A 10467-nucleotide genomic window follows, 5' to 3' on the forward strand; every position below is an offset into this window, starting at 1 on the left:
TCACCGGCCCACCGCCCGCAGCAGCGCCGGGGCGTGGTCGGCGAGCCGGTCCCCGCGCCAGGCGACGTGCTGGTCCGGTCGCACCAGCAGCAGCGGCGCCTCCCAGGACTCCGGCAGCGGCGCCGACCCCGGTTCGAGGTCCTGCTCCCCCAGGCGGACGACGTCCAGCGGCACCGCGCCGGACGGGCCGGGCGAGCTCGCGCGCACGACCTCCGCCGGGTCCGCCGGCGCGTCGCCGACGGCGAGCAGGGTGAAACCGCGGCCGAGCCGGTCGTAGACGGAGGAACCGTCGCGCAGCCAGCGGTGCGGCAGCAGGCAGCCGGGGCGGGCCGAGGGGGAGTACTGCACCGGGTCCTCCTTGGGCAGCGGCGAGCCGTCGTCGACGACGACCGGGGAGGAGGCGTAGGAGTAGCCGAGGACGAGCCCGAGGCTGTGGAACTCGCTGCGCTTGGCCTCGAGCGCGATCGCCGTCCGCGCCCGCAGCGCGTCGGCGTCCGCGCCGTCGGCGCCGAGGCGCGCGTCGGCCCAGGCCGTGGCGAGGAAGCGGTCGTTCGCGGCGGCGTCGGCGATGGTGCGCGCGGCCACCGGCCGCCGTTCCGCCTCGTAGGAGTCCAGCAGGTCCTCACCGGCCCAGCCCTGCAGCACCCCGGCCAGTTTCCACGCCACGTTGACCGCGTCGCCGACGCACGTGTTGTACCCGTGACCGCCCCACGGCGGGTTGAGGTGCGCGGCGTCGCCGACGAGCAGGACCCGGCCGGCGCGGTAGCGGTCGGCCAGCAGCATCCGCGCCGTCCACGGGTCGGTCGCGACGACCTCCGGGTCCAGGCGCGGGTCGCCGACGAGGGCGCGCAGCGCGGCCGGGACGTCCACCGAGGCCGGGTCGTCGACGCCCTGCAGGATCGCCCACCAGGTGTCCGCCAGGTCCGCGCGCCCCACCAGGCCGGCCGCCCCGGGGGCCAGCACCCAGTGCTGCACGGCCGGCCCGCTCGGCACCCGCTCGGCCAGCCCAGGGGCGCGGAACAGCACGCTGAGGTTCGGCCGCGCGCCGGAGCCGCCCTCGTAGCGGGCGCCGACGGCGGGGCGCACCACGCCGGAACTGCCGTCGCAGCCGAGCACGTACCGGGCGCGGACGGTGTGCATCGCCCCGTCGGCGGTGCCGACCCGCACCGCCACGCCGTCGCCGTCCTGGCCCAGCCCCGTGACCCGCGCGCCGAGCAGCAGCTGCGCCGCGGCGCTGGCGCGCACGGCCTCGCGCAGCACCTCCTCCACCACCGGTTGCGGCACCTGCTGGCCGTGTTCGGGGTGCGGCGCGGGTCGCAGCGCCGACAGCTGGAAGGCGTCGGTGAAGCGGAACACCTCCCGGCCCAGCAGGGTGGAGCAGAACACCACGTCCTGCGCGTACGACACCGGTAGCGGGGCCGCGGCGCGCAACCGGTCCGCGATGCCCCAGCGGCGCAGGTGCGTCATGGTGCGGGCGTTCGTCGTCTTGGCGCGCGGGCGGTCGGCGTCGACGGTCGTGCGCGGTTCCACGACGAGGCTGGCGATGCCGTGGTGGGCCAGTTCCAGGGCGGCGGCCAGGCCGGCGGGGCCACCGCCGGCGATGAGCACGGGGACGCCGGCGGGGACCTGCGGTGGTGCGGTCACGCGCCCTTCCTCCCGCCGGCGTCGACGATCGGGGTGCGCAGCACCCCGAGCCGCTCCACGTCGACCTCGACGACGTCACCGGGCTGCAGCAGCCACGGCGGGGTGCGGACGTAACCCACCCCGTCGGGGGTGCCGGTGGCCACGACGTCACCCGGGTGCAGCGTGAACGTGCGCGAGACCAGGGAGAGGATCTCGCCGACCTCGAAGATCATGTCGCGGGTGTTGCCGTCCTGCACGAGCTCGCCGTTGACGCGGGTGCGCACCGCCAGGCCCTCGCGCAGGTCGCCGACCTCGTCGGCCGGCACGAGGGGTCCGGTGGGTCCGGAGCGGTCGCCGTTCTTGCCCAGGGTCCACTGCGCGGTCAGCTTCTGGGCGCGGCGGGCGGTGAGGTCGTTGAACGTGGAGTACCCCAGCACGGCGGCGCGGGCGGTGTCCGCGTCCGCGTCGGCGATGGTCTCGGCGACGTAGGCGAGCACCTCGCCCTCCCAGTCCAGGCCCGCCTCACCGGCCGGCACGGGGGCGGGCACCCCGCCGGCGGTGAGGGAGGCCGTCCACCGCCCGAAGATCGTCGGGTGCGGCGGCGGGGTGAAACCACCCTCGGCGGCGTGCGCGCGGTAGTTCAGCCCGATGCACAGCACGCGCGCCGAGGGCGGGACGAGCGGGAGGAGTTCCACCCGCTCGACGGGCAGCGCACCGGTGGTGCCGGCGCTGCGGGCCGCCGCGACGTGCGCGCGGGGATCGAGCCAGAAGTCCCGCACGGTGGTGACGGGGACGACGAGGCCGCCCGGGGCGTCCGCGCCGGTGCCGGCCGGTGCGTCGACGAGGTCGCCGACGCGGACGTCGTCGCCGCCGGGCAGCCGGTATCCGACGAGCCTCATCGCCGCACCGCCGCACGGGGGGCCGGCTGTCGGGTCGCAGGGTGCGTCATGGGTTCCTCTTCCGGGTCGGGGAGCGGAGGAGCTCCCGGGCAGGGGTTTCCTGGTGCGGGTCTCGTGCTGCGGTGTTCCGCGCCGCGGGGTCTGCGGCTGCGGGTGCTACCTGCTCGCCGGTCCCGCCGGTCCGGCCACCGCGGCGGGGCTGCGGCGCGGCACGCTCGCCATGACGGCCGCACCGACGACCACGGGGACGGCGAAGGCCAGGGCGGCCGCGGTGATGGATGCGCCGGCACCCACGAGGACCGCGCCGTAGGTCGGGCCGGCGATGGCCCCCAGGCGTCCGACGCCGAGGGCCCAGCCGAGACCGGTGGCGCGCAGCCGCGCGGGGTAGAACCCGGCCACGTGGTCGTTGATCATGTTCTGGGTGCCGAGGCCGCCGAAACCGGTGACCGCCACGAGCAGCAGCAGCGCCCAGCCCGGGGGTGTCGTCGCCAGCACCAGCAGCGCCGCGGCGGCCGTCGCGAAACCGGTGAGCACCATCACCTTGGCGCCCAGCCGCTCGGCCAGCGCCGCCGCCAGCAGCGTGCCCGCGATCGCACCCGCGTTGTAGACGAGCAGGAACGAGATCGCCGAGCCCAGCTCGAACCCGGCCGAGCGCATGATCTGCGGCAGCCACGTGGAGAACCCGAACGTCGCCAGCAGGCTGCACAGGTTCACCACCCACAACCCGAGGGTGCCGGGGGTGGTGCCACCGCGGAACAGCCCGGCCACGGCGGCCCCCGCGCCGGCGGCGGGCCGTTCCCCACCGCCGGCGCGGGCGGCGAGGAACTCCGGGCTCTCCCGCAGCACGACGGCCGCGAGCGGCACGACGAGGACGAGCGGCGCCGCGCCGAGCAGGTAGACGGCCCTGAAACCGTGCTCGGGCAGCAGCACGAGGGCGGCGAGGGCGGCGAGGACGCCCCCGACGGCCGGCCCGGTGAGGACCGCGCCGAGCACGCGGGAGCGGTAGCGGGGGTCGGCCGACTCGCTGGCCAGCGCGATCGCCGTGGGCAGCAGGCCGCCGATGCCGATGCCGGTGACGAAGCGGGCGGCGCCGAACAGGGCGAACGTCGGGGCCAGCGCGCTGAGCGCCATCGCCACCGACAGCAGGGTGGTGCAGGCCAGCACGAGCCGGCGGCGGCCCAGCACGTCGGTGAGGGTGCCGGCCACGAGCGAGCCGAGGAGCACGCCGACCAGGGCGAGGCTGCCGACGGCGCCACCGGCGGCGGCGCCGACGTGCCAGGGCGGGCCGGCGATGATCGAGGGCAGGGTGGCGCCGTAGGCGAACAGGTCGTAGCCGTCCGTGGCCAGCGCCGCCCAGCAGACCAGGGGCACGAGCCGGGACGAGCCGGCGGGCCCGGTGGCGGGGGCAGGGGTGGGTGGGGTGCGCGATGTCAGGGTGCGGGGGTCCACGTCGACTCCTCCGGAACACGGCTGCACCTCCGCCGTCGGTGGCGGGGCGCTGCGGGGCGTCGGCGAGCATGCTCGGGGAGTTCCGGCCGCTCCCAGGGGCTTGCCGCTCAATGGAAACCCGACCGTGGGAAGCCGTCGGCGCGGGATCGCGCGGGATCGCGCGGGATCCCCGGGGACGACCCCTCGGCCCGCTGCGGCCTACCGGACCGTCCCGGCGCCGGGGGAGCCGGCGGAGCGGCGCGAACCCAGCCCGCGGGAGATCGCGCGCGCCACCGTGCGCACGGCGGGCCCCACCGTGCGCGGGTCGGCCGCCGCCTCCGGCACGAGGACCGACAACGCCGCCACCACGTGCTCGGAGGCGTCGACGACGGGTGCGGCGACGGCCAGCAGCGGCTGCGGCGTGCGGCGGTGGACCGTCGCCAGGCCCTCCCGCCGCACCCGGTCCAGCGTGCGGCGCACGTCCGCCGGGGAGACCGGCACCCGCTCGGGTTCGTGCACCAGCGGCTGCTCGAGGTGCTCGGCCTGGAACTCGGCGGGGGCGTGCGCCAGCAGCACCAGCCCCACCCCGGTGGAGTGCAGCGGCAACCGGCCGCCCACGTCGTACAGGACGGGCATCGCGCCGCGGTCGGACAACCGCTCCACCAGGACGGCCTCGTGGCCCTCCCGCACCGCCAGCAGCACGTGCTGACCGGTCACCTCGGCGAGGTCGCGCATCGCCGGCAGCGCCACCTGCCGCAGGCCCTGCCCGCGCGGGGCGAGGGAGGCCACCTCCCACAGCCGCAACCCGATCGTGAACCGGCCGTCGGCGCCCCGCTCCAGCGCGCCCCACGCGGTGAGCCGGCCCGCCAGCCGCAGCGCGGAACTCACCGGGATACCGCTGCGCCGGCTGAGCTCGGCGAGGGTGAGGGCCCGGTGCGCGGTGTCGAACGCCGCCAGCAGCGCCAGCGCGCGGTCGACGACCGGATCGCCCTGCGGTGGGCGGCGGCCGCGCACCGCGCCGGTGCGGGGCGCGGCGTCCGTCACGGGACCACCCGTCCGGACCAGCGGGTTCGGGCGCACCCGCCCGGTTCGAGCACCCGCGCGGCCCGTTCCGCCGCGAACTCGCACTCCTGGGTTTCCACCCAACGGCACGCTACCTGGCGGTGCGCCGCACGTCGTCGCACAGTGCTGCACCCGGCCCGGCGCCCGCCGCCGGTCCGTCCCACCACCTCGTGAGCAAGGACGCTTGACGATGGCCACATCCTCCGTGCCCGCAACCCCCGCGGCCGCCGCGACGGGTCCCGCCGCGCCCACGCCGCCCGGCGCCCGGCAGCAGCCCCCGCGGGGCTTCCTGTTCTTCCTCGGCGCCTCCGCCGTCGGTGCCAACGCCGCCCTGCTGGCGGCGGCCGTCCTGACGCTGTCCCTCAAGGCCGAGGCGATCGACCCGGCGGCCGGCACGACCGTGCTGTCCCTGGCGATGGGCGTCTCCGGGGTCTTCGCCCTCGTCGCCTACCCGGTCGTCGGCCGGCTCAGCGACCGCACCACGTGGGCGATCGGCCGGCGCCGGCCCTACCTGCTGCTCGGTGCGGCGCTCATCGCCGCCGGCGGCGTCCTCACCGCGCTCGCCGCCAGCACCGCGAGCCTGGCCGCAGCCCAGGTCGTCACCACCCTCGGCGCCACCGCCGCGACCGTCGCCACCATGGCCGCCATCCCCGACCAGCTGCCGGCCGACGCCCGCGGTCCCGCGTCGGCCGTCGTCGGCCTCGGCGCACCGCTGGGCGCGGTCAGCGGCCTGTTCCTGGCGCAGCTGGTGTCCGGATCGCTCACCGCGATGATCCTGCTGCCCGCCGGTGCCGGGGCGCTGGGCGTGCTGTCGCTGGCGCTCGTGCTGCGCGAGACGCGGCTGCGCCCGCAGGAGCGCCCGCCCTTCGGCGCCCGGGAGCTGGTGCAGACGTTCTGGGTGAACCCGCTGCACAACCCCGCGTTCGCGCTGGCCTGGTGGGGGCGGCTGCTGCTGTTCTGCGGCGTCGCCGCCCTCAACGCCTACATGCCCTTCTACCTCATGCGGGAGCTGCACGTCTCCGGCGCCGCGGTGGCCGGTTCGGTCTTCGTCGCCACGCTCGTCCTCACCGCGCTCTGCCTGGTGTCCGCGCCGCTGGCCGGCAAGGCGTCGGACGGGCTCGGGCGCCGCAAGCCCTTCGTGATCGCCTCGGCGGTGGTGTTCGCCGTCGGCCTGGCGATCGTCTCCACCGTCACCAGCTTCCCGCAGCTGCTGCTGGCCATCGCCGTCGTCGGCATCGGCCAGGGCGTCTACTTCGCCGTCGACCTGGCGCTGGTCACCGAGGTGCTGCCCGACGCGGCGAACCCGGCCAAGGACCTCGGCATCATGAACCTCGCGAACAACCTGCCCACGATCCTCGTCGCCGCCGCCGCCCCGGCGCTGCTCGCCGTCGGTGCCGGCGCCGAGCACCCGCAGAACTTCACCGCGCTGTTCGTCGCCGGTGCGCTCGCCTCCCTCGTCGGCGCCGCGCTCATCGTGCCGATCCGCGGGGTGCGCTGAGCACCCGGGCGGTTCCCGCGCCGACCGCGACCGGAGGTGGTGCACCCCCTCCGGTCGCGGTGGCGCCCTACCCCTGCTCGGCGAGCCGGTGCAGGATCCGGGCCAGCTCGGTGCGGTCCCGCTCGGGCAGGCAGCGGAAGTGCGCGCGCAGGTCGGCCGCCCGGGCGGCGTCCACCAGCTCCCGCACCCGGCGGCCCTCCGCGGTGGCCACCAGCAGCACCGCCCGGCCGTCCCGCGGGTCGGGGGTGCGCGCCACGAGGCCGCGGCTCTCGAGGTCGCGGGCCACCTCGGTGGCCGAGCGGGGGGCGATGTGCAGCCGCCCGGCGAGGTCCGACACCCGCATGCCCTCGGCCTCGCAGGCCGCCCGCAGCGCGCGGGCCTGGTGGGGGGAGAGCTCCCAGGGGGACAGCAGGTCGCGCCAGCGCCGCCGGATCGTGCGGGCGTTGCGCATGAGCAGGTCGCCGAGCACCGCGCCGTCGTCCCCCGCCACGCGGCGATGCTAACGGCGCCCGTCGCGCGCCGGCGCGGCCGTCCCGTGAGATGCTGAGGTAACTTCCACATCCGCGGAGAGGACGTGCCTCCTGGACCCCAGGATCCCGGACGGACCCGGTCGCGGCGGTCCCGGTCGCCGCGTCGACCCGGCCGACCGCGCCCAGCTCGAGCGTTCCCCCGTCTCGCTGCGGCGCGTCGCCGCGCTGTTCCGCCCCCACCGGGGCCCGGTCGGCGTCGTCGTGGCCCTGATCGTCGTCGCGGCCGCCGCGGCCCTGGCCCCACCGTTCCTGCTGCGCCTCGTCATCGACCGGGCGCTGCCCGAGCGCGACGTCCCCCTGCTGCTGCAGGCGGTGGGCGCCATGGTGGCCGTGGCCGCCGTCACCGCGCTGATCGGCGTGCTGCAGACCTGGCTGTCCACCTCCGTCGGGCAGCAGGTGATGCACGGGTTGCGGACCGCGGTCTTCGCCCACCTGCAGCGGCAGTCGCCGGCCTTCTTCACCCGCACCCGCGGCGGGGAGGTGCAGTCGCGGATCACCCACGACATCAGCGCCATGCAGTCGGTGGTCACCTCCACGGCGACGTCGCTGGCGGCCAACGCCACGACCGTCACCGGGACCCTCGTGGCGATGGTGGCGCTGTCGTGGCGGCTGTCCCTGCTGTCCCTCGTGGTCCTACCGCCGGCGGTGCTGCTCACCCGCAGGGTCGCGCGGATGCGCCGGGCGGTGACCGCCGCCCGGCAGCGCAAGCTCGCCGAGCTGCACGCGCAGGTCGAGGAGGGGCTCTCCATCAGCGGTGTGCTGCTGTCCAAGACCGTCGGGGCCGGTGGCGCCCAGGTGCGGCGGTTCGCGGGGACCTCCGAGGACCTCGTCGCGCTGGAGATCCGCTCCCAGCTCGCCGGCCGCTGGCGGATGGGCACGATGGGCGTCGTGTTCGCGGCCGTGCCGGGGTTCACCTACCTGGCGGCGGGCCTGCCCGCCACCTCCGGCGGCATGACCATCGGCACGCTGGTGGCGTTCACCACGCTGCAGGCCGCGCTGTTCCGCCCGCTCATGTCCCTGCTCGACGTCCAGGTCGCGGTGACCGCGTCGATGGCGCTGTTCAGCCGCGTCTTCGAGTACCTCGACCTGCCCGTGGAGATCACCGACCCGCCCGACCCCGTGCGGGTGGAGCCGGCCGCGGTCCGCGGCGAGGTGCGCTGGGAGCAGGTCTCCCACCGCTACCCCGACGCGCACCGGCTCGCGCTGGACGGCGTCGACCTCGCCGTGCCGGCCGGGACCTCGCTGGCGGTCGTCGGGGAGACCGGATCGGGCAAGACGACGCTCACCTCGCTGCTGCCGCGGCTGGCCGACCCGACGACGGGCAGGGTGACGATCGACGGGATCGACCTGCGGCACATGGCGCTGGCCGACCTCGCGCGGGTCGTCGGGGTCGTCTCGCAGGAGACCTACCTGCTGCACGCCAGCGTGCGGGAGAACCTGCGCTACGCCGACCCCGGGGCCAGCGACGCCCGGATCGAGGACGCCGCGCGGCGCGCGCAGGTCCACGACGTCATCGCCGCGCTGCCGCAGGGTTACGACACCGTGGTCGGCGCCCGCGGGCACCGCTTCTCCGGCGGTGAGAAACAGCGGCTGGCCATCGCCCGGACCCTGTTGCGCGACCCGCGCGTGCTGGTGCTCGACGAGGCGACCAGCGCGCTGGACAACGCGACGGAGCTGGCCGTGCAGACCGCGCTCGCCGAAGCCGGGCGCGGGCGGACCACCATCACCATCGCCCACCGGCTCTCGACCGTCGCCGGCGCCGACAGCATCGCGGTGCTGCACGCCGGCCGGGTCGTGGAGCGGGGGACGCACGCCGAACTCCTCGCCGCGGGCGGCCGGTACGCACGGCTGGTGGCCGCCGCCGCGCGCACCGCGGCGCTGACCGGCTGAGCGGACCGTCGACGGGGGCCCGCCGTGATCCCTATCCTCCGGCCGTGCACCGCAGCCGGCTCTCCACGCTCCTGATCGACGTCCCCACCGCCCACGTCGCCGACGCCGCCGCGTTCTGGGCGGCGGCGCTGGGCACCGAGGCCCGCGCGGTCCCCGGCGAGGAGCAGTTCACCTCGCTGCCCGACGTGGTCGCCGGGCTGGTGACGGCGGTGCAGGCCGTCGACGACGAACCCCGCTACCACGTGGACCTGGAGACCGACGACGTCGAGGCGGAGACCGCCCGGCTCCTGGCGCTGGGCGCGGTACCGGTCTCGCACTGGATGGGCTGCGAGGTCCTGCGGGCACCGGGTGGGCACCTGCTGTGCGTCATCCCGTTGCACAGCGACCCGGCGGAGTTCGAGCGCACCGCGAGGGTGTGGGACTGATCCTCGCCCCGGCGCGCCGTCGGTGGTTGGGTGGTCGCCGTGGACGGCAGGACGCACGGGGCGGACGCGGTGGTGGCCGCCACCGCGGCGGAGCGGCGCCGGTTCGCCGACCTGCTGGCGCGCCTGGACGCGGCGCAGCTGGCCGCGCCCAGCCTCTGCGCGGGCTGGGACGTGCGCACCGTGGCGGGCCACCTCGTCGCCGCGCTCGACGTGCCGCTCGGCGCCTTCCTGCTGGCCGCGCTGCACCGCGGTGGGCGGCTGCACCGCGCCAACGACGACCTCGCCCGCCGCAGCGCACGGCGGCCCGTGGCGGAGCTGGTCGCCGTGCTGCGCGAGCGGGCCGAGAACCGTTCCGCACCACCGGTGGTGGGGCTGCGCGGGCCGCTGGCCGACGTCCTGGTGCACACCGGCGACGTGGCGCTTCCGCTGGGCCTGCCCCACGACCCGCCGCCCGCCGCGGTGCGGATCGCGCTGGAGTTCGCCACGACCGGCCGGCCGGTGGGTTTCGTGCGCCGCGGCGCCCTGTCGGGGCTGCGGCTCGTCGCCGCCGACTGCGAGTTCGCGTGGGGCGGCGGCCACGAGGTGCGCGGGCGCGGGATCGACGTGCTGCTCGCCGCCTGCGGCCGGGCCGCCGCCGCGTCCCGGCTCCAGGGCGCGGGTGTGCCGCTGCTATTGCGCCGCACGGGTCCGGCCGGGGGCTAGGGATCCGTGCCACCCGGACCACCCGGCCCATCCGGGCTCGCAGCCGCCGCCCTGCACCTGGCCGGCGTGTCCAGCCGCTACGGCCGCGGCCCGTGGGTGCTGCGCGGCGCGGACCTGCACGTGGCGGCGGGGGAGGTGGTCTGGCTGCAGGGGGACAACGGCAGCGGCAAGTCCACCCTGCTGCGGGTGGCCGTCGGCGCCGGGCGCGCCTCGGCGGGCGTCGTGCGCCGACGCGGCCCGGTCGGTTACCAGCCGCAGACGGGCGCCGATCCGCCACCGCGGGTACCGGTGCGCGCCTGGCTGCGCTTCGCCACCGGTGCGCGCGAGCCCACCGCGGCGCTGGACCTGCTCGCCGCCCTCGGCGGCCCCGCACCCGCGGACCGGCTCGCCGGGCTCAGCGGCGGTTCGCT

At 77.0% G+C, this 10467-nt stretch carries 10 protein-coding genes; 5 read left to right on the plus strand and 5 right to left on the minus strand.

Features of this window, described 5'->3' with window-relative positions:
- The 4 genes from ABEB16_RS14970 to ABEB16_RS14985 form a co-directional block, all read right to left on the minus strand.
- The gene (locus tag ABEB16_RS14970) at positions 1-1644 is read right to left on the minus strand and encodes an FAD-dependent monooxygenase (protein WP_345713033.1); all 1644 of its coding nucleotides are present in this window, start codon (positions 1642-1644) and stop codon (positions 1-3) included.
- Positions 1641-2522, minus strand: a complete 882-nt coding sequence (locus tag ABEB16_RS14975; protein ID WP_345713034.1) for a fumarylacetoacetate hydrolase family protein — start codon at positions 2520-2522, stop codon at positions 1641-1643. The genes ABEB16_RS14970 and ABEB16_RS14975 overlap by 4 nt, the downstream gene beginning before the upstream one ends.
- Positions 2523-2678: 156 nt before the next feature.
- A complete protein-coding gene (locus ABEB16_RS14980) occupies positions 2679-3971 on the minus strand; it encodes an MFS transporter (RefSeq protein WP_345713035.1) in 1293 nt (430 codons plus the stop codon).
- 198 nt (positions 3972-4169) lie between these two features.
- Positions 4170-4994, minus strand: a complete 825-nt coding sequence (locus ABEB16_RS14985) for an IclR family transcriptional regulator (protein WP_345713036.1) — start codon at positions 4992-4994, stop codon at positions 4170-4172.
- Positions 4995-5202: 208 nt separating this feature from the next.
- On the opposite strand from ABEB16_RS14985, the gene ABEB16_RS14990 reads away from it, so the two are divergent.
- Positions 5203-6510, plus strand: a complete 1308-nt coding sequence (locus tag ABEB16_RS14990) for an MFS transporter (protein WP_345713037.1) — start codon at positions 5203-5205, stop codon at positions 6508-6510.
- A 67-nt stretch (positions 6511-6577) separates the two neighbouring features.
- Here ABEB16_RS14990 and ABEB16_RS14995 read toward each other — a convergent pair whose 3' ends face one another.
- The gene (locus ABEB16_RS14995; protein ID WP_345713038.1) at positions 6578-7000 is read right to left on the minus strand and encodes a MarR family winged helix-turn-helix transcriptional regulator; all 423 of its coding nucleotides are present in this window, start codon (positions 6998-7000) and stop codon (positions 6578-6580) included.
- Positions 7001-7103: 103 nt separating this feature from the next.
- Here ABEB16_RS14995 and ABEB16_RS15000 point away from each other — a divergent pair, with 103 nt between their 5' ends.
- The 4 genes from ABEB16_RS15000 to ABEB16_RS15015 form a co-directional block, all read left to right on the plus strand.
- A complete protein-coding gene (locus ABEB16_RS15000) occupies positions 7104-8930 on the plus strand; it encodes an ABC transporter ATP-binding protein (protein WP_425560205.1) in 1827 nt (608 codons plus the stop codon).
- Between the two features lie 44 nt (positions 8931-8974).
- Entirely contained in the window at positions 8975-9355 is a 381-nt protein-coding gene (locus ABEB16_RS15005; RefSeq protein ID WP_345713039.1) for a VOC family protein, read from the plus strand.
- A 39-nt stretch (positions 9356-9394) separates the two neighbouring features.
- Positions 9395-10057 carry a maleylpyruvate isomerase family mycothiol-dependent enzyme gene (locus tag ABEB16_RS15010; RefSeq protein ID WP_345713040.1) on the plus strand — a complete coding sequence of 221 codons (663 nt, stop codon included), beginning with the start codon at positions 9395-9397 and terminating at the stop codon, positions 10055-10057.
- Positions 10058-10123: 66 nt separating this feature from the next.
- A partial coding sequence (locus tag ABEB16_RS15015) for an ATP-binding cassette domain-containing protein (protein ID WP_345713041.1) occupies positions 10124-10467 on the plus strand: 344 nt, incomplete at its 3' end.

It is taken from the genome of Kineococcus glutinatus (assembly GCF_039542765.1).
In the GTDB taxonomy this organism is placed as follows: Bacteria; Actinomycetota; Actinomycetes; order Actinomycetales; family Kineococcaceae; genus Kineococcus_A; species Kineococcus_A glutinatus.

What these genes read in the sequence shown, in the direction of transcription:
- ABEB16_RS14975 (WP_345713034.1), bottom strand. Translation starts at nt 2,522, where the DNA reads ATGAGGCTCGTCGGATACCGGCTGCCCGGCGGCGACGACGTCCGCGTC.
- ABEB16_RS14990 (WP_345713037.1), top strand. Translation starts at nt 5,203, where the DNA reads ATGGCCACATCCTCCGTGCCCGCAACCCCCGCGGCCGCCGCGACGGGT.